Source organism: Streptomyces sp. NBC_01474 (assembly GCF_035918215.1).
Classification (GTDB): Bacteria; Actinomycetota; Actinomycetes; order Streptomycetales; family Streptomycetaceae; genus Streptomyces; species Streptomyces aureus.
Genome location: NZ_CP109449.1, coordinates 3,515,170 through 3,539,646 on the forward strand (window position 1 = coordinate 3,515,170; position 24,477 = coordinate 3,539,646).

Consider the following 24,477-nt stretch of genomic DNA (forward strand, 5'->3'; position numbering starts at 1 on the left):
GGCAGTGCCCGGAGCCCGCACTGTGCGAACTCCTGTCGCCGCGATCATCGCCCCGCCCGGAAAGGACACCGGAAACACAGAAGCGCTCCCGCGGGATTGAATATCCCGGCGGAGGCACTCGAAGTTTTTGGGAACCACAACTGCAACTAAATCCAACAGTAGCATGCCGCCCCGAAATCATCGCGGAACTCCGATTTCCCAGCCCTGCCGCCCGGAAAAACTTCAGCCCCCCGCCCTCAATTTCTGCGCTCGCCGGAACAGATATCACTCAGTGTCCGGAGGCCGGCCGCCGGATCAGGAACCGTTCGCGCCCCCGGCCGGCCAGGAGCAGTGTCATCGCCACGACGGTCACGGCCTGCGAGATCACCACGAGGTCCTTCTCCGCGTACCAGAGGGGTTCGTACATGTTGGGCAGCGGCCCGAATGCGCCGACGTCGACGTAGCGGTAGACGAGCAGGGCGGCGAGCCCGCCGGCGGCGGTGAGCCAGGCGAAGACGTCACCGAGGGACCGGCGCCAGAACAGGACGAGCACGGCGGCGAGCGCGGCGAGGGCGGCCTCGATCCTGAAGAGGGGGCCCTGGCCGATCGCGGCGCTGACGGGGTCGTAGCGGGACGCGAGGTCCGCGTGCACATACGCGTTGACGGCGAGTCCGGCGGCGGCGAGGATGCGGGCCGCCGCGCGCCATGGCCGGCGCGCGGGGCGGGCGGACGGGGGGTCGGTCGGTTCGTGGGACATGGCGGGGGCCTCCCGGTGACGAGGGCGTGCGGGGTGCGCCGACGTCAGCGGACCGTGAGGGTGCCCTTCATGTTCGTGTGGATGGTGCAGATGTAGGAGTACGAGCCCGGCTTGGACGGCGCGGTGAAGGTGGCCGACTTCCCCTGTGCGAGGTCGCCGGTGTCGAAGGACTTGTCGTCGGCGGTCAGCGTGTGCGTGGCCGAGTCCTCGTTCGTGACGGTGATCTTCGTGCCGGGGCTGACCTCGAACGTGGCAGGGTGGAAGGCGAAGCCCTTGATGGTGACCTTCACTTCGCCCTTACCGCTCTCGGAGGACAAGGGGGATGCCGAGGCCGGGGCGGAGGGGGACGCGGGCGGGCTGCTGCTGGAGGGGGACCCGTCGCCCGAGCCCGAGCATCCGGTGAGGGTGGTGACCAGACACAGGGCGGCGACGATCAGGACCGTGTGCGGTCGGCGGTGACGCATGGACATCGTGTCTCCAAGTGGTGTGCGGGGCACGCCGATGTCCGGCAGGAGCCCGGCCCATGCACGGATCCGTCCGTACGACGGTGAACACGGGCACCGCTGAGAGATGTCGGCAGGAGAAGGACGTCGCACGAGCGACAGCGCCTGAACGGCCTACACAACGGCCCGCATACGGTCATCCCAGGTCGAGAAGCTCCTCGTGGAAGCCGCCGAAGCCGCGCTCGCGGTCGATCAGATGGATCTCCAGGATCCAGTGGCAGGCGCGTCCTGCCCGGTCGGAGCGCCGGAGCCGGGTGGCGTTCCCGGGCGCGATGTACGACTCGATGTCGGCGCCGTCGATCTTCTCGTGCGGGAACTCGCCCACCGGGTGACCGGCGTGCCAGCCGCCCAGTTCCCAGCCGCGCGTGGCGGCCAGCCGGGCGACCTCGGCGTGGAGCGCGGCGCCGGTGATGTCCGGGTCGGCCTCGAAGGCGCGGCGTCCGGCGGCGAAGACCTCGGGCAGGTCGTCGCGCAGCCGGAGCTTGTCCGGGTCGTCACCGAGGACGAAGGTGCGGCCGAAGTCGGCTTCCCACTCCTCGAAGACCGGCCCGAAGTCGGCGAAGGCGATGTCGTCCCGGCCGATGATCCGGTCCGGGGGATTCTCCTTGTACGGGTGGAGGGTGTTCGGCCCCGAGCGCACGATGCGCTTGTGCCAGTGGCGCGTGGGTCCGAACAGTTCGTTCGCGAGGTCGCGGATCCGGTCGCTGACCGCCCGCTCCCCCTCCCCCGGCGCGACCAGCTTCCTCGCCTCGACCTCGGCGAAGAGCTCGGCGGCTTTGTCCTGGGCGTCCAACAGGCGTGCGGCGCGGTCGAGTTCGGTGTTCATGAATCCCTCCGGTCGGGTGTTCCGCTCAGCGTGCGCCTCGTCGGCGACGCGGACGGCACGGGCCGGGAAGTACTCGGGCCTGTCCTCGTAGCGGACGAGTTGCCGGCCGTTGCCCAGTTCGGCACGACGCGCAGGGAACCCGGCTGCACCACCAGTACGCCCACAGCCTCGCCCCCATCCGCACAAGCGGATCAACTTCAGCTCCGTCAGTAGACGTCGCGGACGTAGCGTCGGTCGGCGGCGAGCTGCTTGACGTACAGGGCGGCCGCGTCGGGGTCGAGGCCGCCATGGGCGACGGCGATGTCGCGCAGTGCGCTGTCGACGTCCTTGGCCATGCGGGCGGCATCGCCGCAGACGTAGAAGTGCGCGCCCTGCTGGAGCCAGGACCACAGCTGGGCGCCGTGTTCGCGCAGGCGGTCCTGGACGTAGATCTTGGCGCGCTGGTCGCGGGAGAAGGCCGTGTCGAGCCGGGTGAGGGTGCCGTCCGCGAGGAAGGCGGACAGCTCGTCCTCGTAGTAGAAGTCGGTGGCGCGGTGCTGTTCACCGAAGAAGAGCCAGTTCGGGCCGCCGTGTCCGCGGGCCCGACGCTCGTCGAGGAATCCGATGAACGGGGCGACGCCGGTGCCGGGGCCGACCATGACCATCGGAGCCGTGGGGTCCGCCGGGGGCCGGAAGTTCGGTGAGCGCTGGATGAAGACCGGCACCGGGGCATCGGGAGCGGCATCTGCGAGGAAGGTCGAACAGACGCCCTTGCGGGGGCGTCCGCGGACGTTCTCGTACCGGACGACGGAGACCGTCAGCGACACCTGACGTGGGTCGAGCAGAGGGCTCGACGAGATGGAGTACAGGCGGGGTTGCAGCCGCTTGAGGACGCCGGCCCAGTCCTGGGCGTCGGCGTGGACCGCGTACTCGGCGACGACATCGACCGCCTGGCGGCCCCAGGACCACTGGGCGAGCTCGCCCTTGTTGTCGGGGCGCAGCAGTTTCCTCAGGTCGCGGTCGCCGGTGCGCTCGGTGATGAAGGCGAGCAGAGCGGGAGTGAGCCGGGTGATGTCGAGGTGCTGGTGCAGGGCCTCGCCGAGGGGGACGTCGCCCACGCCCGGGACCTGTACGGCGGCGTCGGGGGCGAGACCTGTCACGGCCAGCCATTCGGCCACCAGATCAGGGCAGTTGACGGGATGCACGCCGAGCGCGTCACCGGCTTCGTAGATGAGCGGCGACTCGCTGTCGCGGCTGTCGAAGGTGAACCGCCGGACCTCTTTCCCGGCACCGGGAAGGCTGAGAAGCCGATTGCCGGCCAGCCGGGCGACGGCGGGTGCGGGCTTGGTGCTGCGGACCGGCGTCATGGCCGGGGCGGGTGACTGCGAGGGCGCCGGGACGCGTGCCGGCGCCAGGTCGTGGGCCGGTGCCGGAGCGGTGCTCAGGTGGGTGAAGACCTGGTCGAGCCAGGCGTGGGCGGAGGGCTCGTAGTCCGGTTCGCAGTCGGTGCGCGGCGCGAGGCGCACGGCTCCCAGTTCGTCCAGACGCTCGTCGAGGCGCCGCCCGTGACCGCAGAAGTCGTCGTACGAGGAGTCCCCGAAGGCGAGTACGGCATAGCGCCGGCCCTCCAGGCGCGAGCTGTCGGGGGCGGTGAGGGCCTCCCAGAATCCGGCGCCGTTGTCGGGTGCGTCCCCGTCGCCGAAGGTGCTGGTGATCAGCAGGAGATCAGCGGTGGCCGGGAGGGTTCCGGGGTCGGTGGCGTCCATGCCCATCAGGGCCGTGCGGTGCCCGGCCGCGGTGAGCCGGTCGGCGGTGATCGCCGCGAACTCCTCGGCGTTTCCGGTCTGCGAGGCCCACAGCACGACCACCTCACGGCCGCCGCTCACGGCCCGCGCCACGGGCCCCGTGTCCGGCTGCGGGACACGCGAGTACAGGCCGGCGAGTACGCCGTTCACCCAACGGGCGTGCTCCTCGGTGAAGGGCGCGCCGGGCGGCAGCACGGGAACCCCCGGCGCGCCCGACTCCAGCCCCGCCAGGAAGCCGACCAGGTACTGGCGTTCGTGCTCGGCCAGCACGGGCGGCGGGGCGTCCGTCAGCCCGAACACGGCCGCCGCGCCGGGCGCAGGGGTGGACGCTGCGACGAGATCGGGCCCCGGTTCCGCGGCAGGGACCGGGGACGGCCCGGGAAGGACCGCGACCGGTGTGCTGACCTTGGCCAGCGTCACCGCGCACACCTTGAACTCGGGCTGGAACGAGATCGGGTCGACGGCGTCGCTGGTCACCGCGTTGATGCTCAGATACTCACCGAAGAGGTCGTTCCAGTGGAACGGCGCGAAGCAGCACCCCGGCCGCACCCGGTCCGTCACCACGGCGGGCAGCACGGCCCGGCCTCGCCGGGAGGCGACTTCCACGGAATCGCCCTCGCCGATGCCCAGGCGATCGGCGTCCTCGGGATGCAGCTCGACGAAAGGAGCGGGGTTGAGCTTGTTGAGCTTGGCGACCTTGCCGGTTTTGGTGAGGGTGTGCCATTGGTGCTGGAGGCGCCCGGTGTTGAGGACGAACGGGTAGTCGTCGTCGGGCATTTCCGCCGCGGGGATGTGCGGGCGGCCGAAGAACACGGCCCGGCCGCTCGCCGTCGGGAACACCGGACCGGCGCCGTCCTCGCTCACGTACCGGATCGGGTTGCGGTCCGGGCCCTCGGCGTCCGCGGCCGGCCACTGGACGGGCGTGGCGCGCAGCCGCTCGTACGTCACGCCCCGCAGGTCGTACCCGGTCTTCGGGTTCCAGGCCCGCTTGATCTCCTCGAAGACGTCCTCGGCACTGTCGTACGAGAACGCCTTCTCGTATCCCATCTCGCAGGCGATGCGCGCGATGAGGCGCCAGTCGGCCATGGCCTCGCCGGGCGGGTCGACGGCAGGGCGGGCGAGGGTGAGATTGCGTTCGCTGTTGATCAGTACGCCTTCGGTCTCGCTCCACAGTGCGCCGGGCAGGACGACATCGGCGTAGGCGTTGGTCTCCGTGTCGGCGAACACGTCCTGGGTGACGACGAGTTCGGCGGCTTCGAGCCCCTCGATCACGGTCCTGCGGTTGGCGACCGAGGCGACGGGGTTGGTGCAGATGATCCAGCAGGCCTTGATCTCCCCCTCGGCCATCCGCCGGAACATGTCGACGGCCCCCTGCCCGGAGCCGTCCGCGCGCACGGCACCGGGTTCCAGGCCCCACAGATCCTCGGCGAAGGCGCGGTCCTCGTCCACCAGGACGGATCGCTGACCGGGCAGGCCGGGTCCCATGTAGCCCATCTCGCGTCCGCCCATGGCGTTGGGCTGGCCGGTGAGCGAGAACGGTCCGCTGCCGGGGCGGCATATCGCCCCGGTGGCCAGGTGCAGATTGATCAGGGCGTTGGTGTTCCAGGTGCCGTGGGTGGACTGGTTGAGCCCCATGGTCCAGCAGCTCATCCACTCCCCCGCCGCACCGATCCACCGCGCGGCCTGCCGGATGTCCTCCTCCGGGATGCCGGTGATCCCGGAGACCGTGGCGGGCGGATAGTCGGCGAGGAACTCGGGCATCGCCTCCCAGCCCTCGGTACGGTCCGCGATGAAGTCGGCGTCCAGGTCCCCGTTCTCGTGGAGGAGGTGCAACAGGCCGTTGAGCAGGGCGAGATCGGTTCCCGGCCGGATCTGCAGGAACAAGCCCGCCTTGTCGGCGGTGGCGCTGCGCCGCGGGTCCACGACGATGAGCTTCGCGCCCGCCTTGACGCGCTCCATCAGCCGCAGGAAGAGGACCGGGTGGCAGTCGGCCATGTTGGACCCGATGACGAAGAAGACATCGGCGCGCTCGAAGTCCTGGTACGAGCCGGGCGGCCCGTCGGCGCCGAGGGACAGCTTGTAGCCACTGCCCGCACTGGCCATGCACAGCCGGGAGTTGGACTCGATCCGGTTGGTGCGCACGAAGCCCTTGGCGAGCTTGTTGGCGAGGTACTGCGCCTCCAGGCTCATCTGCCCCGACACGTAGAAGGCGACGGCGTCAGGACCGTGTTCGTCGACGATCGCCCGCAGGCGCCGCGCCGTGGACGTGACCGCCTCGTCCACGGCGACGGGCACCGGCTCGGTCCCGCGCCCCGCCCGCGCCAGCGCGGAGGTCAGCCGCCCGGGGGCGGCCAGCACGTCGGCCGTGGTCGCACCCTTGGTGCACAGCCGCCCGAAGTTGGCGGGATGAGCCTTGTCGCCCGACGCCTTGAGAACCTTCCGGCGCCCGTCGGCCCCGGTGGCGACGTCGAGCACCATCCCGCAGCCCACACCGCAGTACGAGCACACGGTCCGCACCTGCTCGGCACGGCCCCGCGGGTCCTGAGTGGCCACCGTGCGCCCACTTTCGTACGGTCGGATGAGACCACCCGACCGTACGAAATGCCCGTTACCCCGAGGTCAACCCAAGTGATCACGGGCGGTTACGCCCGCCACACACTCACCGACCCGCGGCTGTGAGAAGCGGGGCGCCCGCCGCTGCGCCGTCCCCTGTTCAGGAAGCCTGCCTCGGCTGTTCCGGCCGCAGGCGCAGCTGCCTGCGGCGGCGCTGTTGCGCCACGTCGGCCACGGGGGCCGACAGGAGCAGCGTTCGGGTGTACGCGTGGTCGGGGGTGCGTGTGATGTGGTCGGCTTCGCCCGTTTCCACGATCTCGCCCCGGTGGATCACGGCGACCCGGTGGCTCATGCAGCGGACCACCGACAGGTCGTGCGAGACGAAGAGGTAGGACACCCCGGTCTCCTGCTGGATCTCCAGAAGGAGGTCGAGCACGGTCCGTTGCGTGGTGAGGTCGAGTGCGGACACCGGTTCGTCGCAGACGACGAGGCGCGGGCGGAGCGCGAGGGCGCGGGCGATGGCGACGCGCTGGCGCTGCCCGCCGGAGAACTCGCGCGGCAGGCGTCGCGCCGCGTCGGACGGCAGGTGGACCCGGTCGAGCAGGCCGCCGACCCGGCCGCGCGCCTCGCGGGCGTCGACGCCTTGCGCGAGGAGCGGTTCGGCGAGGGTGTCGCCGATGGTGAGGGACGGGTTCAGCGATGTGTACGGGTCCTGGAAGATGACCTGGAGGTCACGGCTGAGGGCCCGGCGGCGTGCCGCGGTCGCCGTGTCGATGCGTTCGCCGTCGAGGGTGATGGTGCCCGAGGCGACCGGCACCAGACCGAGGACGGCGCGGCCGATGGTCGTCTTGCCCGAGCCCGACTCGCCGACCAGGCCGAGGGTTTCGCCGGGCCGGATGTCGAGGTCCACCCCCTTGAGCACCTCGGTACGGGGGGCGCGCCACCCCTTGCCGGGGAACGACACCCGCACGTCTTTGACGGTCAGCAGGGCTTCGGACGCCGGTGCGCTGGTCATACGGTGGTGCTCCTTGCCTCGCGGGGCTGCCAGGGCTCCCGTGCGGGGGCGGTGTCGAGAACGGCGTCGAGCAGGGTGCGGGTGTAGTCGTCCTGCGGGTCGTGGAGCACCTGCTCGGTGGTGCCGGTCTCCACGATGCGGCCCTTGTTCATGACGGCGACCCGGTCGCAGAGGTCCGCGACGACGCCGAGGTTGTGGGTGACCAGCAGGACGCCCAGGTTCCGGTCCTGCTGGAGGCGGCGCAGCAGGTCGAGCACTTCGGCCTGGACGCGGACGTCGAGGGCGGTGGTGGGTTCGTCGGCGATGAGGAGTGCGGGGTCGCAGGACATGGCGCCGGCGATGAGTACGCGTTGGGCCATGCCGCCGGATATCTCGTGCGGGTAGCGGCGCATGACCTGCTCGGGGTTCGGGATCTCGACGGTGCGGAGCAGGTCGACGGCGCGCTCGGCGGCCTCCTTGCGGGACAGGCCGAGGACGTGGCGCATCGGTTCGATGAGCTGGCTGCCGATGGTGAACGCCGGGTCGAGGTTGCTCATCGGTTCCTGCGGGATGTACGCGACGGTCGCCCCGCGCAGGGCACGGTGCTCCCGCTCGGGCATCCCCACGACTTCCCGGCCCGCGACGAGGACGCTGCCGCGGGAGATCCGGCCGCCCTCGGGGAAGATGCCGAGCACGGAGAACGCGGTCTGCGTCTTGCCGGAGCCCGACTCGCCGACCAGGCCGACGATTTCGCCGGGCCGCACGTCGAGGTCGACCTCGTGCACGACCTCCTTGTCACCGCCCTCGGGTCCGGGGTAGGCGACGGCGAGCGAGCGGATCGACAGAAGCTCGGCCCGCTCCTCGCCGGAGTCCGCGGGCGCCACGGCATCGGCCGTGCGGGCGGGAGTCCGAATACGACGGGACGCTTGTCCCGCGCGGTCCTCCAGGGAGTCCCGCAGGGCCGTGGCGATCAGGACGAGCGCGGCGTTGGTCAGGCCGAGGGCGAGTCCGGGCCACAGCAGCAGGATCGGCCGGCGCTGGATGTTCTGGAACGCCTCGTTGAGCATGGCGCCCCAGGTGGCGGAGTCTCCGCTGCCGACACCGAGGAATTCGAGGCCGGCCTGGAGGGCGATGGCAAGGCCGGACACGAGAGCGATCTGGATGATGATGGGGCCGCGGACGACGGTCAGGACGTGCCGGGCCACGATGCGGGTGTCGGAGAGCCCGGAGACGCGCGCGGCGTCGACGTACAGCTCGCCCCGGACGTTCGCGACGATGCCCCGCACCAGGCGGAAGAAGCTGGGGGAGGACAGGAATCCGAGGACGACCATCAGGACCCAGACGTTGGGGCCGAGGATGGCGCGGGAGGCGAGGAGCACGACCATGGCGGGCAGCGCCATCACGAGGTTCACGAGCCAGTTGGCGACGGAGTCGAAGCGGCCTCCGTAGTAGCCGGCGTACAGGCCGGCGGGGACACCGAGCGTGAGCGCGATGCCGAGGGCGATGACGGCGCCGCCGAGGGTGTTGCGCCCGCCGTACAGGATCCGCGAGAGGATGTCGCGTCCCGCCGAGTCCATGCCCAGCGGGTGGCCGGAGCTCGGACCGGCGAACGCGTCGGCGAGCGTGGCGGCCCCGGGGGCCTGGGGTGCGAGGAGCGGGGCGAGCAGCATCGCCGCGACCAGGAGCAGAAGGACCGTCAGGGAGACGGCGCCCAGCGGATTGCGCACGAGCTGCCGGAGGATGCCGCGGGAACGGCCGGCGTCCGCCGGTGTCTTCGCGATCGGTGCCGGATCGGCAGGGAGGTTCTCGCTCATGCGATCCTCGCCTTCGGGTTGAGCCAGCCGATCATGATGTCGACCAGAAGGTTGATCAGGACGACACCGATGACGGTGAGCATGACGAGCGCCATGATCACGGGGATGTCGCCGCGGGTGGTGTAGGTGACGGTCATGCTGCCGAGACCGGGCAGGCCGAAGATCTGCTCGACGAGGACGGCGCCGCCGAGCAGGCCGACGAACTGCATGCCGAGGACGGACAGGGCGGGCGCGGAGGCGTTGCGCAGGACGTGCTTGAGCACGATGCGGGACGGGGGCAGTCCGCGGGCCCGCAGTGTGCGGACGTAGTCCTGGCGCAGGACGTCGATGACGGCGCCGCGCACCTGCTGGGAGACGCCCGCCACGGAGGCGACCGACAGCGAGATCACCGGCAACGTGACGGTGGACAGCCAGCCGCCCGGCGACTCGGTGAACGGGGTGTATCCGATGGCGGGGAACCAGTTCAGCCGGACCGCGAAGACCAGTACGAGGATCAGCGTCACCAGGAATCCGGGCAGCGCGTAGCCGAGGACGCCGAGGATCTGGACGCCGCGGTCGACGGCGCCGCCGCGGCGTACCCCGGCCCACGCGCCGAGCAGGAACGAGACCAGGGCCGTCACGAGCGTGACGCCGAGCATGAGACTCACGGTCACGGGCATTCGGTTGGCGATGGCCTGGGAGACGTCCTCGCTGGAGAACCAGGACGTGCCGAAGTCCCCGCGCACGGCGTGGGAGAGCCAGTCCGCGTACTGCGCGAGGACCGGCCGGTCGAGTCCCAGCTGGGCATTCTTGGCGTCGACGACGTTCTGCGACGCCCCCTCGCCGAGGAGTTGGCGCCCCACATCCATGTCCGGGATCGACAGAAGCACGTAGGAGAGGAGCGAGATGACCAGCAGGAGCACCGCTCCCGCGGCGATCCTGCGGGTGATGAAGGTCAGCATGTGTCTCGGTATCCGTGACCGCGGCCGAATCGGCCGGCGTGAACCGCGCCGGGGTGCGGTGGCCCCGCACTGAGGCGGGGCCACGCGCGGCGCGTGGGACGTCCCGCACCGCGTCGGCGGACGAGATCGTGGGGGACTCTACCTGCGGTTTTCACCGCCGAGCAGATGTGCCGGGAGGAATGTGACTACTTGGTAAGTGGGGGACGGCCTGCGGACTCAGTGGCTGCTCCGGCCCGACGCGGTGCCGATGGAAGCGCCCGTACGCGACTTCCTCGGCCGGTACGGCCTTCACGTGGCCGACTCCGCCGGGGATCCGGTCACGGGCTGATCCTCGCGAGCACCTGGGCGGCCATGCTGCGGTGTCCCGCGGCGTTGGGGTGGAAGCCGGCGGCTTCCGGCGTCTCCTTCGGCTCGATCCAGCGCACCCCTTCGGCCTTGCAGGCGTCGTGCCCCACCGACGGGGTGTAGGTGTTGACGTAGGTCGCGCCGTAGGCGGAGGCCTGCTGGGCGAGCATGGAGTCGAGCTCCTTCTCCTTGTCGCGGAACCAGGCGAAGTCGCCTGCCGCGAAGGGGATGGCGTCTCGGCACGCGGAACCGTCGTCGGGCATGATCACCGGATAGCCGACCACGAGCACCTGCGCCTGCGGTGAGCGGGCGTGGATCTCCTGGAGGATCGCGTCGATCTTGGGCGCGGTGGTATTGATGCGCGAGCGGATCTCGTCGGTGCCGAGCAGGGTGTAACTCGTCTTGCAGGGTGACCCGTTCGGGTCGAGATACGCGACCAGGACACAGCGGGTACCGACTTCCTGGAGGCCCAGGTCGTTGCCGCCGATCCCCAGGGTGACCAGGGTCGTGTCCGGGCGCAGCGCGTCCAGCTGGGGTGGCGTCGAGTCCTGTGGCCCGGCCATGTCGCTCGTGTCGGCGCCTGCGCAGGTCACGTCGGTGACGCCGGCGGCGTTCAGGGCCTCGGCGACCAGCGAGGGGTAATTGCTGTTGGAGCGGCCGCAGTTCGAGTCGACCTCGTCGGGGATGCCGAGCCCGGAGCTGTACGAGTCCCCCAGCGCCACGTAACGCACCGGGGCGGCTTCCTGCCTGGCGTGCGCGGGAGGCTGTTTGTCGCTCGGGCGGGCCGCCGCGGGCTGGACGAGGGACAGGCCCACCAGCCCGGCTGTGCCCACGAAGACGGCGGCGCGGAGCAGAGGGCGCCGGGCGCCTTCTGTGGATGAGTGCTCAGGGGAGGAACGGTGCGAACGGTGCAGCTGCACTGCTGTACCTCTTCTCATCTGCGGCATGGGCGCGCGGGGGTCCTCACTCGGACGGAGGCGACCGAGCTCGAAAACCGTAAGGTGATCGGTTTCTAGCCGTCAAGACGTCTGCGTGCGACAACTTGGACACCCCTCACCAGATGCACCGCACCACTCACCGAGACGCCCCGCGCAGACCTTGACAGCAAAAACCGATCACCATACGTTTTTTGATTGGCTGAGTCTCCAGCCGCGTCGACACATCTCACCGGGCAGGCCGAATGACCCACCAGCACCACTCCCCCGCACCCGGCGCGCCCGGCGCACCCGCAGCGGGCGGCGAACTGTCACTCACCCAGAAGGCATCGCTGACCAGCGGCGCGGGTGACTTCGTCACTCAGGCGGCAGGGGACGTCCCGGCCGTGTCGCTGTCCGACGGGCCGCACGGACTGCGGCTGCCCAAGGAGCAGGGCGACGGCGGCCAGGTCGACCTGCACAGCGCGGCGCCCGCCACCTGCTTCCCCCCGGCCGTCGCGCTCGGCAGCAGCTGGGATCCGCAGCTCGCGGGCCGGGTCGCCGCCGCCATCGCCGCCGAGGCACGGGCGCACGGCGTCCACGTCGTGCTCGGTCCCGGCATCAACATCAAGCGGTCACCGCTGTGCGGACGCAACTTCGAGTACTTCTCCGAAGACCCGCTCGTCACCGCCGAGGTGGGCGGCGCGATGGTGCGCGGGCTGCAGGAGGCGGGGGTGGGCGCCGCGCTGAAGCACTACGCGGCGAACAACCAGGAGACCGACCGCATGCGCGTCAGCGCCGACATCGACGAGCGGCCGCTCCGTGAGATCTACCTCCGCGCCTTCGAGCGCATCGTCCGCCGGGACCGCCCCTGGTCGGTGATGTCGGCCTACAACGCCGTCAACGGCGTACCGCTGAGCGAGAACCACCGTCTCCTGACCGGCATCCTGCGCACCGAGTGGGGCTTCGACGGTGTCGTGATGTCCGACTGGGGAGCGGTACGCGACCGTGTACCCGCGCTGCGCGCCGGGCTCGACCTGCAGATGCCGGGCACGGGCGGACGGACCGACGCCGAGGTCGTCGCGGCCGTCGAGAGCGGCGAGCTGGACGCCCGGACGCTCGACCGGTCGGTCGCCCGGCTCGCGCTCTTCGCCCGCCGCGCCACCGCGGCCGACGCCACCGCCGCCGACGAGGTGTCGTACGTCACACCACGAACTGGCCCGGACGGCCGCCGAGCGATGTGTCGTCCTGCTCAAGAACGACGGCGAACTGCTGCCCCTGGCCCCGGACTCCGGGACCGTCGCCGTGATCGGCGAGATGGCCCGCACCCCGCGCTTCCAGGGCGCCGGCAGCTCACAGGTCACCCCGACCCGGCTGGACGTACCACTGGACTGCCTGAACGCGGCAGCGAACGGTGCGAGCGTCACGTTCGCGGCCGGCTACGCCCTGCCCGGCGCCGAAGCGGACGCAGACGCAGACGCAGACGCGGACGCGGACGCGACGGACGATCTCGTCGAGGAGGCCGAGCGGCTCGCCGCGGGCAGCGACACCGTGCTGCTCTTCCTCGGACTGCCCGCGCAGGACGAGTCGGAGGGCTTCGACCGCGACCACATCGACCTGCCCGCAGCGCAGGTGCGGCTCCTGGAGCGCGTCGTCGCGGTCAACCCGCGGGTCGTCGTGGTCCTGTCCAACGGCGGGGTGGTCCGCACCGCTCCCTGGCACGACCGGGTGCCGGCGCTCGTCGAGGGCTGGCTCCTCGGCCAGGGCGGCGGCGCGGCGCTCGCCGGCGTCCTGTTCGGCTCGGTCAACCCGTCGGGCCGGCTCGCCGAGACGATCCCGTTGCGCCTGGAGGACTCCCCGTCGCATCTGTCCTTCCCGGGCGAGGAGGGCCATGTCCGTTACGGGGAAGGCGTGTTCGTCGGCTACCGCGGCTACGACAAGCACCGCGCCGAGGTCGCCTTCCCGTTCGGGCACGGACTGTCCTACACGACGTTCACGTACTCCGCCCTGACGGTGCTGCCGGAGGCCGACGGCGCGCGTCTGGATCTGCGCGTACGGGTGGCCAACACCGGGCAGCGGGCCGGGCGCGAGGTCGTACAGATCTACAGCCGGGGACCGGCAGACAGCCGAGTGGCCCGCCCGGAGCGCGAGTTGCGCGGGTTCGCGTCCGTGGAGCTGGCGCCGGACGAGGAGGTGGAGGTGCGCGTGAGCGTGGACCGGGCCGACCTCGCCCACTACAGCGAACGCGAGGCGAAATGGCGTGTGGAGGGCGGTGTCCACCACTTCGAGGTGGCGGCCTCGTCGCGGGACATCAGGCTCACCGTTCCGGTGACGCTCGACGGCGACCCCTCCCGAATTCTGCTGACAGGGCGTCACACCCTGGCCGAATGGCTCGAACACCCCGTCGGCGGGCCGCTCCTTGCGGAGGCGTTCGCCCACGGCCGCACGGACGAGAGCGCGGGCGCCATGGCCGATCCGGTGATGCGGCGCTTCCTGGCGGGAGTCCCGCTCGACGTCATCGCCGACTTCCCGCAGAGCAGTGTCGGCCCCGAGGACGTGATCACGCTGTCGGCCAAGGTGGCGGCGGAGGCGGCAGGCGGAGAACCTCCGGCCGACGACGACGAGTGAGGACGCAGCGGTGACCGACGATGACGAGTGAGGGCGCCGCGGTGATCGAGGGCGAGGCCGCGGCCGGGTGGGAGCCGGTGCTCGACGCGTTCGCCGACGCCCAGGCGCGGGACCCCGGTTCGGCGCAGCTCGCGGTGTACCGGCGCGGGCGTCTCGTCGTGGACACCTGGACGGCCGCCGGACCGGCGGGCGCCCGCCCTTACGGTCCCGAGTCGGTGGGCGTGCTGATGTCGGTCACCAAGGGGCTGTCGGCGGTCTGCGTCCAGATGCTCACCCGGAACGGCGAGCTCGATGTGACAGACCCGGTCTCCCGCTACTGGCCGGAGTACGCCCGCAACGGCAAGGCCGCGACGACGGTCGCCGACCTCCTCACCCACAGCGCGGGGCTGCCCGCGTTCACCCGCGATCCGGCCGATGCCGCCACCGTGGACCTGCTCGACTGGGACGGATGCGTGGCCCGGCTCGCGGACGCCCGGCCGGTGTGGCGGCCCGGCAGCGCCTTCCACTACCATCCGCTCACCTACGGCCACTTGGTCGGCGAGGTGGTGCGCAGGGTCACCGGCGCCAGTGTCGGGTCGTTCTTCGCAGCCGAGGTCGCCGGCCCGCTGGGGCTCGACCTGTGGATCGGACTGCCCCCGCACGAAGAGCACAGGTTCGTGCAGCAGCACCGGCCGGGGGCGGCGCCCGCTCCCGAGGAGATCACCGCGGCGCTGCACTCCGTCGGCCTCACACCGGACGACCGGCTCGCCCGCTCGATCCTGGCGTCCATGGCCGAACTCGCCTCCGTCACCACCGCGTTCCACTCCCGGCAGGGCCGCGCCGCCGAGATTCCCGCGGCGGGCGGCATCGGCAACGCCCGCAGTGTGGCCCGCCTCTACGCGGCTCTCATCGGCCACGTCGACGGTGTGCGGCTGCTGTCGCCGCTGACCGTGGAGCGGGCACGGGCACCCCGCACCGACCATCTGCCCGCGCCGGCGCCGCTGCGCCGACCCGCGCACACGCACCCGGCACGCTTCGGCCTCGGCTTCGAACTCCCGCGCCCTGGCCTGCCGATGCTCGGCGAGGGCTCCTTCGGCCATGCCGGGGCGGGCGGCCGCCTGGGCATGGCGCACCCGGAGAGCGGCCTGGCCGTGGGCTACACCTGCACGGAGATGACGTGGGACGGGTCCAAGGGCCCCGACCCGCGCTGGATTCCGTGGACCCGGGCCATCCACCGGGCCGCGGGGCTGACCACCGGCTCGTGGTGAACGTCCGAGGCCACGCGGCACCGCGCAGAGGGCGGGACACGCACCCATGCGCAGAGCGCCGACCACGCGCCCGGCACGCGGCAGAGTGCTGACCACGCGTCAACGCACAGAGGGCTGGAGGCGCACACCGCCTCCAGCCCTCTTCACGTCTCTCGCGGCAAAACCGTCACTCCTCGTCCGGTTTCGCCGCCAGCAGGCTCATCACGTCCTCGATGGGCTGCTCCATGTCGGTGGACCGGTCGATCAGCCACTGCAGCTGGATTCCGTCGGCCAGCGCGATGAACAGGACCGCCAGCCGCTCCGGCGGGATGTCCGAGCGCAGCGTGCCCTCGTCCATCCGCCTGCGCAGATAGTCCGCCGTGCGTTCGCGCACCGTCGGATAGCGCTCGGCGAAGTGGGCGTGCGCCGGGTGACTCGGGTCGCTCGCGGCCGCCGCCATGGACACGAACAGTTCCACGAGTCCGGGCGTGCTCGTGGCCTCCCGGATGAGCTCGCGATAGGCCGCCGGGTCGGTCCGCTCCGCGTGCCGGATCCTGGCCGTCTCGTCACGCATCCGCAGGACCTGCGTCAGCAGGTCCTCCTTCGAGTCGAAGTAGTGCATGAGACCCGGAAGGCTCAGATTGCACTTGGCCGCCACCTTGCGCAGCGAGGTACCGCGGTATCCCTCACTCGCGAAGATCTCCAACGCCGCGTGGAGGATCTCGGCGCGCTTCGCCTCGCCCTTCTCGTACGGGCCCCGTTTCGCCATGTCAGCCAGCCTAGCGTGCGCTGAGAGCGCCGGCCGGGGCGTGCGGGATCCGGCCCGAGCGGGCGAGCGCGCCGAGCCGGCGGGCCGACTCCTTGGGGGTGCGGGCGAAGGTGTCCGGGTCGACGGCGATCAGCCCGAACGTCGGCCGGTAGGTGCCCCATTCGTAGTTGTCGAGGGCGCTCCAGTGGAGGTAGCCGCGTACGTCGATGCCGTCGGCCATGGCCGACGCGAGGCTCTCCAGGGCGCGGGTGGTGTAGTCGACGCGGCGCTCGTCGTCGCCGGTCGCGATGCCGTTCTCCGTGACCATGACGGGCACGCCGGGGCCGACCACGTCGACGGTGTGCCGTACGGCCTCGCCCAGCGCCTCGGGGTAGTACTCCCAGCCGGTCAGCGTGGTCTCGGCGCCCTCGGGAACGGGCAGCGGCCCGTCCGCGCCGATGAGGTGGCGCGTGTAGGCCTGTACGCCGATCCAGTCGTCGTCACGCGCGGCCTCCAGGAACACGTCCTCACGCGGGAACGCGTACGCCGCCGCCACGTCCTCGGCCCCCGGTTCGGCCTGGTACACCTGGTTGGCGACCGTCCAGCCGACCTGGAGCCCCAGGCCGGCGCCCCGCAGGACCTCGGTCGCGGCGCGATGGGCGCGGATGAGGGCCTCGGTGACGTCCGCGGCCGGCTCGACGGAGGCGAAGCCCGCGGCGGCGCCCGCGGCGCCCGCGCCCTTCTCGATGGCGTGGCGGTACAGGGCGGACATCAGGGCCACCATGTTGGGCTCGTTGATCGTCGCCACGTACGTCACTCCGGCCCGCAGGACCTCGAGCGCCGTCCGGGTGTACTGCGCGAACACCTCGGCGGAGTCCGGCGCCGCCCAGCCTCCCCGCGCGTGGAACCACTGGGGACAGGTGAAGTGGTGCAGGGTCACGACCGGCGTGAGACCACGCTCGATCGCCCCGCGGACCATGTCCCGGTAGTGCGCGAGGGCGGCACGCGAGACGCGTCCCTGCACCGGCTCGACGCGGGCCCACTCGATACTGAACCGGTAGGAGTTGAAGCCGAGTTCACGCAGGAGATCCATGTCCTCGGGCCAGCGGTGAAAACTGTCGGCGGCGTCCCCGCTCGGCTCGCTCACAAAGGTGTCCGGCCGGTTCTCGAAGGCCCACCAGTCGCTCCCCGTGTTGTTGCCCTCGACCTGGTGGGCGGAGGTGGCCGCACCCATCAGGAAGCCGTCCGGCAGGACGAGTTCGGACTGCGCTGAGGACGTCATACGGCCACCCCTGAAAAGCGTTCGTTGATCGGTTTTCGTGTTAGCGTACAGGTGGGGCCGGTCGGAGTGGAAGTGGCGCCGGGACGAACCCGCGGCCCGACCGGTCCGCCCGCCCGGGGGCGCCGTAACGCCGTACCTGACGAACCGGCGGCCGGACCCCCGGGCCTCCGGACCTGCCGGTGGAGGACTTCATGAACGCCGTCATCCCCAGCCCGACCGGGCAAGCCGCTCAGGGCGGCGCCGGATCACTTGCGGCCGCAGGGCCCTGGCGCGTCCGGGCCGACCGCTCCTTGAGCGAGGTCGCCGACACCGTACGGGCGCTGCTGGCACCGCACCTCGGCGCGAGGCTGCTTGCCGACGGCGATCCGTCGGCGCACGGCAGCGAGATCGTCCTGACCCTCGACGCGACGGGTGTTCCGCCCGGCAGGACCGTCGGAGTCGCGCCGGCCGGCACGGCGGAACCGGCCGACGAGGCCTACGCCCTCACCGTCGGGGCCGACGGGATCACCTGCCGGGCGCGCACACCCGAAGGCGTCTTCCGCGCGGCGACCAGCGCCGCCCAACTGCTCCTGACGACACCGCCGGACGGCGCGATCGAGGCCCTGCGGCTGTCGGACGCGCCCCACTACGCGTGGCGTGGCCTCATGATCGACCCGGCGCGCAGCTTCGTCACGCCCGGCGAGGTGCGCCAGGTCATCGACCTCGCCGCCCTCTACAAGCTGAACGTGCTGCACCTGCACCTCACCGACAACGAGGGCTGGCGCCTCGCGGTGCCGTCGCTCCCCGCGCTGACACCCGGCGCGGACGCGTCCGGTCCGGGTGTGTCCACGGCGGCGGCCTTCTACTCGGCCGACGAGTACCGCGACCTCCAGGCGTACGCGACGCGGCGCTTTGTCACGATCGTTCCCGAGATCGATCTCCCGGGTCACTGCGCGGCCCTGCGGGCCGCGCTGCCGGACCTCCCGCCCGCTCCCGCCCCCGAAGGGCTGGCGGACCGCTTCCCGTTCGTGCCCCCGCTCGACCTCGCCGACGCGGCCACGCACTCCGCGGTCTCCGCCGTTCTCGCCGACGTGTGCGCCCTCACGGACGGCCCGTTCGTGCACATCGGGTGCGACGAAGCCGTAGGCATCACGGCCGACGCCTTCAAGGTCGCGGTACACGAACTACGCAGCCTCACACGGAAGTTCGGCAAGCGTCCGGTGGCGTGGCAGGAGTCGTCGCGGGCCGGCTCCGGGCCCGGGGACATCGCGCAGTTCTGGGTCGACGTGCCGATGATGGACCTCCCGGACTCCGCCGAGGAACTCGCCGCCCGGCCCGAACTGGCCGCGTCCGGCATGACGATGGAGATCGTCTCGGCGCTCAGGACCTTCTTCGCCCCGTCCGACCACGACGTCGAGCGTGTCCTCGCGGGCGGCGGGCGGCTGCTGCTCTCCCCGCAGTCCCATCTGTACCTCGACCGGCGCTACTCGGCCGAGGTGACGCCTCCTGCCCAGGCGGAGGCAGCGGCCCGCCTCGGCTTCCCCCACTACCTCCCGCGCGATGTCCGGCACACGGCGTCCTGGGACCCGGCCTCGCACGGCATCCCCGACGAGTCCGTCGCGGGCGTCGAGGCGACCCTGTTCGGTGAGACCCTGCGGGGCATCGACGACCTCACGACGCTGCTCCTGCCGCGGCTCGGCTCGGTCGCCGAGACGGCCTGGTCGGGCCGGCCTCCCCTGTGGGCCGAGTACCGCGGGCGCATCGCGCGCCACGCGCCGCTCTGGCGCGAGCGCGGCCTCGTCCACTTCGCCGCCGGGGACGTTCCCTGGGCGTGATCGCACGATAACGGGGGCGCCTCCACCGCGGACTGCGGTGGAGGCGCCCCCTTCGTGTCATTCGGTTCAGGACTTGGCGGGCGTGTAGTCGTAGATCGACGGCACGGCCATCCCGGACTGCGCCACGACCTTCACGTCCTTGGTCGACACCAACAGGAAGGACGCCCGGTAGAAGGGGGCGAACCACCCCTCCTCGACCAGGTGCTTGTTGAGCGCGCGCGACGCGTCGTCACCGGCCTTGGTGCCACTGGCCGCCTGGATCTGCGGAAGCAGCTTCTTCACGGTCGGGTCGCTGGTGGCGAAGGGGTTGAACGCCCCCGGCACCACGAGGTCGTTCACGGTGACCCAGTCGACGGAGGACTGGCCGATGTTCATGACCATGCCGGAGTAGGCCTTCTCCTGGAAGATCTTCTGCAGGGCGGTGGCGCCGTCGAGCTGGTCCCACTTGACCTTGACGCCCACGGCCTTGAAGTCGGCCTCGATCGACGACGCCAGGGCGTCGTTGACGATGGCGGACATGCGCGGCAGCTTCAGCGTGAAGCCCTTCGCGTAACCGGCCTGCGCGAGCAGCTTCCTGGCCTTGGCCGGGTCGTGGGGGTAGTAGGTGTCCAGACTCTTGTCGTACGCCTTCGTCTCGGGACCGAAGACCTGGTCCGTGATCTCGCCACGGCCGTCGCGGATCTTCTTGAGCATCGTCTCGCGGTCCAGAGCGTAGTTGAGCGCCTGTCGCACCCTCGCGTCCTTCAGCTGCGGTGTCCGTACGCCGCCGCGGTCGAAGAGCAGAAGCCCCTGGAAGTCGAAACTGTGCCTGGACTTGGTGAGGTTCGTGTCGGACTCGATGGACGCCTGCTGATTGGCGTCCTGGAGGACAGCACTGTCGAGCTGGCCCGTCTTGAGGCCGTTGACGACGGCCGTCTCGTTGTCGAAGACACTGATCGTCAGGGTCTTGTACGGGAGTTCCTCGCCCCAGTAGTCCTTCTTGCGGTCGAAGACGTACTTGGAGCCGATCGCCGTCCTGGCCTTGTCCAGGGTGTAGGGGCCGGTCCCGACCGGCTTCGTCTTGAGGGAGCCGCCGGCCAACTTCTTCGGGCTCGCCATCAGGCCGGCCGCGTCGCTCAGGTAGAAGAGCATCCCCGGGTCGGGGCTCGCCAGCTCCAGCGTCACGTGCGTCGCGTCGGCCACCTTGACGCTCTTGAGCGCGGCGAGGTACTTCGCCCCGCCACCTCCGCCGCCCTTGAAGTGCTCCAGGTTGGCCTTGACCGCCTGGGCGTCGAAGGCGGCCCCGTCACTGAACTTCACCCCTTTCCGCAGAGTGAGGGAGAGCTTGGTCCGGCTCTTGTCGTACGTCCACTTGGTGGCGAGCATCGGCTTGTACGTGCCGTCGGGGGCCCGCTTGATGAGGGTGTCGTAGACCGCCTGGAAGTACGGCAGGGCGCTGCCGAGCGCGGTCGCCGGGTCCAGGCTCTGGGCGTTCGTGAGCGTGGCGATGTCGAGTTCCGCCGTGCCGGCCGTGGCGGAACCGCCGTCCTTGCCACAGCCCGTGAGTACCAGGGACAGAGCCGTGGCACCAGCCGTCAATGCCCCTATGCGGGCGGAAATCCTCATGCTGTTCTCTCCGTCTGGAGGGCCGGGTGGCAGACGTCTCCCGGCAAGGTGTCATGCGGCAGCCGGACGGCACGCTCCGCCGGCAGGCTCTTCAACGCTCGAAAACCATATTGTGATCGGTTTCTAGGCGTCAATGCGCCAACCGAAGAACGTCAATGCGCCGAGCGACCGGTGGCCACGAGGTCGCGGCCGCCGGCGCACACCCCTTGTATCTAAAAACCACTCACCGTATGGTTTTGATGGTCGGGTGACGCGAAGGAGCACGACCCATGCCCCCCAAGCAGCCGAATTCCGTCTTCTTCGTCCCGGACCAGCTGCATGCCGACTTGCTCGGGACCGATGCCCCGCACCGCCACCTCCGGCCGCAGCCTCCTCCCCGTGCTGCAAGCCTCGGCAAGGCGTCGCACGTACGCGTTCACCGAAAAGCGGCTCCCCCTCGAAGAGGAGCCGCAGATGGCGAGCGCCGGTTTCTCCACGGCCTGAAGGCCGCGCTCCAGCACGAGCGCCCCGGACTCGTGGGCCGCGCCATCGCCGTACGGGGCAAGGAGTGGTGTACGTGTGGCGCCTGTACGAACCGGCCGAGCCCTGCGACCGCACCCCGGACCCGGACGAGCGGGGTGGCCTCGCGGGCCGCCCCGAGCACGCCGAGGCCGGACAGCGCATGAACCGGGCACTCCTGCGCCGGCCGGCCGCCACCGCGGACGTCATCCCGGCAGGCGAGGCCCCCGTCCCGGCGTCGGCCTGCCGCCCTACCGGTCCCGGCGAGCCACCGGGACCGGCAGAAACTGTCGGACTCGTCTAGAACCCGTCGGACTCGTCCTTCCGGACCACGCACAGCGCCCAGATGACGAAGCCCGAGATCGCGATCAGCACGACCGACCAGAGCGGGTAGTACGGCAGGGAGAGGAAGTTGGCGATGATGACGAGTCCGGCGATGACCACACCGCCGACGCGCGCCCACGTCGCGGTCTGGAGCAGCCCGAAGCTGACGATCACCGCGACTACGCCCAGGACGAGGTGGATCCAGCCCCAGCCGGTCAGGTCGAACTGGAAGATGTAGTTGCGCGTGGTGACGAAGATGTCGTCCTTGGCGATCCCCATGATGCCCCGGCAGATGCCGAGCACACCGACGAGCATGAGCATGATGCCGGCGAAGATCGTCAGGCCGCCTGCCCACGCCTGCTTCGTCGTGTCGGCCGGCTGCGAGTGTGTCGCGGTCATGGTGGTGCCTCGTTTCGTGTTCGTCCGGCACGCGCTCAGCGTGCGGAGTCGGAGGAGCCGGAGGCGGTGTCGGTACCAGGGCCTTCGGCCGGACCGTGGCCGGCCAGCACCATCTGCTTCGCCTTGCTGAACTCCTCGTCCGTGATGTCGCCGCGGGCGCGGATCTCGGACAGCCTGGCCAGCTCGTCGACGCTGCTGGGCCGGTCCGTACCGCCCGCGGTCTTCCTGATGTAACTGTCGAAGGCCTTCTGCTGCTCACGGGCCTGCGCGATCTCCCGGCGGCCCATGTTCTTGCCACGGGCGATCATGTAGACGAAGACGCCCAGGAAGGGCAGGAAGATGGTGAGCACCAGCCAGCCGGCCTTCCCCCAGCCGCTCATGCCGTCGTCGCGGAAGATGTCGCCGATGACGCGGAAGAGCAGGACGAACCACATGATCCACAGGAAGAACCAGAGCATGCTCCAGAAGACGCTCATCAGGGGATAGTCGTACGCCAGGTACGTCTGCGCGTTCATGTCTCTTCTCCGTCCCGGGCGCTCGCCCAGCCGCCTTTGCCTGCCGTCTTCAGCGTGGGCCGACGGGGGCCGGGTGGCCTCACCCGACGGGGGTGAACTCGGTGTGTGGGGTGTCAGTCCGTCGGGGCCTGGCCGGGCGAGCCCGTGACGCCCGCCTTCCGGAGCGCGGACCGCCAGGCGAAGGCGACCGCCGCCTCGGCCAGACCGAGCAGGACGAGCCACAGTCCGAGCAGCCGGGTCAGGGCCTGTGCCGACTCGGCGGGCAGGGCCAGTACGACGATGCCCGCGACGATGCCGAGCACCGCGACGCCCATGAGCACGCCGCGGTGCGGCAGGTCCTTGGTGGCGATGGCGGTGTAGAGGGTGAGGACGCCGGACGCGAGCCAGACGATGCCGACGATCAGGGAGAGTGCGGTGATGGTCTGCAGCGGGTTCCGCAGGCACAGCACCCCGGCCAGGAGGAACAGCACGGCCAGGAGCAGCCCCGTCAGCCGTTCTTCCTCGCGCGCGAAGACGGCCACGAACCGGAACACCCCCATGACCAGCAGGTACAGGCCGATGAGGACCGCCAGGACGTGCAGTGTCTCCGCCGGCCAGACCAGGATCAGGATGCCTGGCACCAGCGTGACGACCGCCGAGCCCAGGATCCAGGTCCATGAGCGGCCCAGTCGCGCCAGCGCCTCGGCGGGATCGTCGACCGGCCGGGGGGCCGCCCCGCCGGCGGGGGGTTCCGGTCCGGGCTGCGGCGCCGGACCACGCGGCATGGTCATGGCTCCTCCTCGCATGATCGAGCGGGTTGTTCCCGGACCGCCGGAGGGACCGGCAGCACGCGGGGACCTGACCGCCTCAGCGTCCCGCGCGCCGCAGCCCGCCGGGTCACCCACGGCGGGTGATCCCTCGGCGGCGCCGCCCAGGCGATGAGGTGGACCGGAGGCGTTCGCACGCCCTGCGGCCTCGCGTGCGGCGGACGGGTACGAAGGGCGACGAAACGAGTCGAGCGAGACGCCGGGACGCCGGGAACTGCAGGCCGCTCCGGGCGGATCAGGGCGGAGCGGCAGACAGCTCCGCCCTGATCCGGGCGGAGCGCCTCTGATCAGTCGGCCAGGCCCTCCGGCAGCTGCCGCATCTCCAGCACCCGCAGTCCCAGCGACTGGAACCGGGCCAGCAGCCCGTACAGGTGCGCGTCGTCCACGACGGGGCCGAACAGAACCGTCTGGCCGGCCATCTTCACGTGGCCCAGCTCCGGGAAGGCCTTGGTCAGCGTTTCCGACATGTGTCCCTCGACGCGGATCTCGTAACGCATGGGCTTTTCTCCCGCGAGCAGCGTGGGGCGGGTGGGCGACGTCCTCACCTGCGAGCGTCCGCCTCTGCGCCCGGCCGGGCCTCACCCGGTACAGGTGACCTGCCTTCTCCGGCGTACGACGATCCGGCTCAGTGCTTCAGGACGATCTTGAAGGTGATGATCAGCAGACCGAGCACCAGGTTGACCAAGGCGGTGACGGCCATGAGACGCCGGGGGGCACCGGCCCGGCGTGCCGCGGCCACGGACCAGCTCACCTGCCCGGCCACGGCGACCGACAGCGCCAGCCAGAGCGCGCCCTTCACGTCCAGCCCGAGGAGAGGGCTGAGGGCCACCGCCGCGGCGGGCGGGATGGCCGCATCGACGATCGGCCACTCGTCGCGGCACGCGCGCAGCACGGTCCCGCGGTCCAGTGCCGTGCGCCGCGCCAGCCGCGCTCCGAACAGCTGCGCGTGTACGTGCGCGATCCAGAACACCACGCCGGTGAGCAACAGCAGCAGCACCAGCTCCGCGCGGGGAAAGGAGCCCAGCGTGCCGGCGCCGACGACCACGGAGGCCGCGAGCAGGGATCCGTAGACGCCGCCCGTGTAGTCGGCACGTGCTCGGCGCTCGGCTCCGTCCGGTCGGCCCGTGACGGGTCCGGTGGTTCGGGACACTGGTACCTCCTCGTGCTCGGCTCAGCGCGTCGGTCCGGTCACCCCGGCCGGAGCGCCGGCCGGCCGCCGAGG

General features: G+C 71.0%; 21 protein-coding genes and 1 pseudogene. 6 read left to right on the top strand and 16 right to left on the bottom strand.

Going from position 1 to position 24,477, the window contains the following annotated elements:
* Positions 1–268: 268 nt before the first annotated feature.
* From OG758_RS16280 to OG758_RS16315, 8 genes are all read right to left on the bottom strand, one after another.
* Positions 269–736: a hypothetical protein gene (locus OG758_RS16280; protein ID WP_326710682.1), complete on the bottom strand. Its 468-nt coding sequence runs from the start codon at positions 734–736 to the stop codon at positions 269–271.
* Positions 737–780: 44 nt separating this feature from the next.
* Positions 781–1,206, bottom strand: coding sequence for a cupredoxin domain-containing protein (locus OG758_RS16285; protein WP_326710683.1), 426 nt, complete (start codon positions 1,204–1,206; stop codon positions 781–783).
* A 169-nt stretch (positions 1,207–1,375) separates the two neighbouring features.
* A complete protein-coding gene (locus tag OG758_RS16290) occupies positions 1,376–2,065 on the bottom strand; it encodes a M24 family metallopeptidase (RefSeq protein ID WP_326710684.1) in 690 nt (229 codons plus the stop codon).
* Between the two features lie 206 nt (positions 2,066–2,271).
* Positions 2,272–6,327, bottom strand: a complete 4,056-nt coding sequence (locus tag OG758_RS16295) for a molybdopterin-dependent oxidoreductase (protein WP_442810427.1) — start codon at positions 6,325–6,327, stop codon at positions 2,272–2,274.
* Between the two features lie 235 nt (positions 6,328–6,562).
* Positions 6,563–7,417: an ABC transporter ATP-binding protein gene (locus OG758_RS16300; RefSeq protein ID WP_326710686.1), complete on the bottom strand. Its 855-nt coding sequence runs from the start codon at positions 7,415–7,417 to the stop codon at positions 6,563–6,565.
* Positions 7,414–9,210, bottom strand: a complete 1,797-nt coding sequence (locus OG758_RS16305; protein WP_326710687.1) for a dipeptide/oligopeptide/nickel ABC transporter permease/ATP-binding protein — start codon at positions 9,208–9,210, stop codon at positions 7,414–7,416. The genes OG758_RS16300 and OG758_RS16305 overlap by 4 nt, the downstream gene beginning before the upstream one ends.
* On the bottom strand, positions 9,207–10,151 hold the full coding sequence (locus OG758_RS16310) for an ABC transporter permease (RefSeq protein WP_326710688.1): 945 nt from the start codon (positions 10,149–10,151) through the stop codon (positions 9,207–9,209). The genes OG758_RS16305 and OG758_RS16310 overlap by 4 nt, the downstream gene beginning before the upstream one ends.
* Before the next feature lie 317 nt (positions 10,152–10,468).
* Positions 10,469–11,329 carry an SGNH/GDSL hydrolase family protein gene (locus OG758_RS16315; protein WP_326710689.1) on the bottom strand — a complete coding sequence of 287 codons (861 nt, stop codon included), beginning with the start codon at positions 11,327–11,329 and terminating at the stop codon, positions 10,469–10,471.
* Between the two features lie 347 nt (positions 11,330–11,676).
* Between OG758_RS16315 and OG758_RS16320 the strand changes: the two are divergent.
* The 3 genes and pseudogenes from OG758_RS16320 to OG758_RS16330 all read left to right on the top strand — a co-directional run.
* Positions 11,677–12,492: pseudogene (locus OG758_RS16320) on the top strand (glycoside hydrolase family 3 N-terminal domain-containing protein); the annotation flags it as partial.
* A complete protein-coding gene (locus OG758_RS16325) occupies positions 12,419–14,038 on the top strand; it encodes a glycoside hydrolase family 3 C-terminal domain-containing protein (protein WP_326710690.1) in 1,620 nt (539 codons plus the stop codon). The pseudogene OG758_RS16320 and the gene OG758_RS16325, both read left to right, overlap by 74 nt.
* Before the next feature lie 20 nt (positions 14,039–14,058).
* Entirely contained in the window at positions 14,059–15,285 is a 1,227-nt protein-coding gene (locus tag OG758_RS16330; RefSeq protein WP_326710691.1) for a serine hydrolase domain-containing protein, read from the top strand.
* A gap of 166 nt (positions 15,286–15,451) precedes the next feature.
* Here OG758_RS16330 and OG758_RS16335 read toward each other — a convergent pair whose 3' ends face one another.
* A complete protein-coding gene (locus OG758_RS16335; RefSeq protein WP_326710692.1) occupies positions 15,452–16,033 on the bottom strand; it encodes a TetR/AcrR family transcriptional regulator in 582 nt (193 codons plus the stop codon).
* Positions 16,034–16,043: 10 nt separating this feature from the next.
* On the bottom strand, positions 16,044–17,294 hold the full coding sequence (locus OG758_RS16340) for a glycoside hydrolase family 1 protein (RefSeq protein ID WP_326710693.1): 1,251 nt from the start codon (positions 17,292–17,294) through the stop codon (positions 16,044–16,046).
* Between the two features lie 191 nt (positions 17,295–17,485).
* Between OG758_RS16340 and OG758_RS16345 the strand changes: the two genes are divergently transcribed.
* Positions 17,486–19,108: a family 20 glycosylhydrolase gene (locus tag OG758_RS16345; RefSeq protein WP_326710694.1), complete on the top strand. Its 1,623-nt coding sequence runs from the start codon at positions 17,486–17,488 to the stop codon at positions 19,106–19,108.
* A 66-nt stretch (positions 19,109–19,174) separates the two neighbouring features.
* Here OG758_RS16345 and OG758_RS16350 read toward each other — a convergent pair whose 3' ends face one another.
* Entirely contained in the window at positions 19,175–20,713 is a 1,539-nt protein-coding gene (locus OG758_RS16350) for an ABC transporter substrate-binding protein (protein WP_326710695.1), read from the bottom strand.
* A 339-nt stretch (positions 20,714–21,052) separates the two neighbouring features.
* Between OG758_RS16350 and OG758_RS16355 the strand changes: the two genes are divergently transcribed.
* Together OG758_RS16355 and OG758_RS16360 are read left to right on the top strand one after the other, a co-directional pair.
* On the top strand, positions 21,053–21,196 hold the full coding sequence (locus OG758_RS16355) for a hypothetical protein (RefSeq protein WP_326710696.1): 144 nt from the start codon (positions 21,053–21,055) through the stop codon (positions 21,194–21,196).
* 73 nt (positions 21,197–21,269) lie between these two features.
* A complete protein-coding gene (locus OG758_RS16360) occupies positions 21,270–21,515 on the top strand; it encodes a hypothetical protein (RefSeq protein WP_326710697.1) in 246 nt (81 codons plus the stop codon).
* On the opposite strand, the gene OG758_RS16365 is transcribed toward OG758_RS16360, so the two are convergent.
* The 5 genes from OG758_RS16365 to OG758_RS16385 form a co-directional block, all read right to left on the bottom strand.
* Positions 21,512–21,934, bottom strand: a complete 423-nt coding sequence (locus OG758_RS16365; protein ID WP_326710698.1) for a DUF7144 family membrane protein — start codon at positions 21,932–21,934, stop codon at positions 21,512–21,514. The two genes, OG758_RS16360 and OG758_RS16365, sit on opposite strands and share 4 nt — an antisense overlap.
* 35 nt (positions 21,935–21,969) lie before the next feature.
* Complete coding sequence (locus OG758_RS16370) at positions 21,970–22,449, bottom strand: SHOCT domain-containing protein (protein ID WP_326710699.1); 480 nt, start codon at positions 22,447–22,449, stop codon at positions 21,970–21,972.
* A gap of 113 nt (positions 22,450–22,562) precedes the next feature.
* Positions 22,563–23,219 (bottom strand): HdeD family acid-resistance protein, encoded by a 657-nt coding sequence (locus OG758_RS16375; protein WP_326710700.1) that lies wholly within the window; start codon positions 23,217–23,219, stop codon positions 22,563–22,565.
* Between the two features lie 323 nt (positions 23,220–23,542).
* Complete coding sequence (locus tag OG758_RS16380; RefSeq protein WP_326710701.1) at positions 23,543–23,752, bottom strand: hypothetical protein; 210 nt, start codon at positions 23,750–23,752, stop codon at positions 23,543–23,545.
* A gap of 128 nt (positions 23,753–23,880) precedes the next feature.
* Positions 23,881–24,405, bottom strand: a complete 525-nt coding sequence (locus tag OG758_RS16385; protein WP_326710702.1) for a hypothetical protein — start codon at positions 24,403–24,405, stop codon at positions 23,881–23,883.
* Positions 24,406–24,477 lie beyond the last annotated feature (72 nt).

Bases quoted from the DNA above. Each gene is read 5' to 3' on its own strand.
- OG758_RS16280 (WP_326710682.1), bottom strand. From the start codon at position 736: ATGTCCCACGAACCGACCGACCCCCCGTCCGCCCGCCCCGCGCGCCGG.
- OG758_RS16285 (WP_326710683.1), bottom strand. From the start codon at position 1,206: ATGTCCATGCGTCACCGCCGACCGCACACGGTCCTGATCGTCGCCGCC.
- OG758_RS16290 (WP_326710684.1), bottom strand. From the start codon at position 2,065: ATGAACACCGAACTCGACCGCGCCGCACGCCTGTTGGACGCCCAGGAC.
- OG758_RS16295 (WP_442810427.1), bottom strand. From the start codon at position 6,327: ATGGTGCTCGACGTCGCCACCGGGGCCGACGGGCGCCGGAAGGTTCTC.
- OG758_RS16300 (WP_326710686.1), bottom strand. From the start codon at position 7,417: ATGACCAGCGCACCGGCGTCCGAAGCCCTGCTGACCGTCAAAGACGTG.
- OG758_RS16305 (WP_326710687.1), bottom strand. From the start codon at position 9,210: ATGAGCGAGAACCTCCCTGCCGATCCGGCACCGATCGCGAAGACACCG.
- OG758_RS16310 (WP_326710688.1), bottom strand. From the start codon at position 10,151: ATGCTGACCTTCATCACCCGCAGGATCGCCGCGGGAGCGGTGCTCCTG.
- OG758_RS16330 (WP_326710691.1), top strand. From the start codon at position 14,059: ATGACGAGTGAGGGCGCCGCGGTGATCGAGGGCGAGGCCGCGGCCGGG.
- OG758_RS16335 (WP_326710692.1), bottom strand. From the start codon at position 16,033: ATGGCGAAACGGGGCCCGTACGAGAAGGGCGAGGCGAAGCGCGCCGAG.
- OG758_RS16340 (WP_326710693.1), bottom strand. From the start codon at position 17,294: ATGACGTCCTCAGCGCAGTCCGAACTCGTCCTGCCGGACGGCTTCCTG.
- OG758_RS16345 (WP_326710694.1), top strand. From the start codon at position 17,486: ATGAACGCCGTCATCCCCAGCCCGACCGGGCAAGCCGCTCAGGGCGGC.
- OG758_RS16350 (WP_326710695.1), bottom strand. From the start codon at position 20,713: ATGAGGATTTCCGCCCGCATAGGGGCATTGACGGCTGGTGCCACGGCT.
- OG758_RS16355 (WP_326710696.1), top strand. From the start codon at position 21,053: ATGCCCCGCACCGCCACCTCCGGCCGCAGCCTCCTCCCCGTGCTGCAA.
- OG758_RS16365 (WP_326710698.1), bottom strand. From the start codon at position 21,934: ATGACCGCGACACACTCGCAGCCGGCCGACACGACGAAGCAGGCGTGG.
- OG758_RS16370 (WP_326710699.1), bottom strand. From the start codon at position 22,449: ATGAACGCGCAGACGTACCTGGCGTACGACTATCCCCTGATGAGCGTC.
- OG758_RS16375 (WP_326710700.1), bottom strand. From the start codon at position 23,219: ATGACCATGCCGCGTGGTCCGGCGCCGCAGCCCGGACCGGAACCCCCC.
- OG758_RS16380 (WP_326710701.1), bottom strand. From the start codon at position 23,752: ATGCGTTACGAGATCCGCGTCGAGGGACACATGTCGGAAACGCTGACC.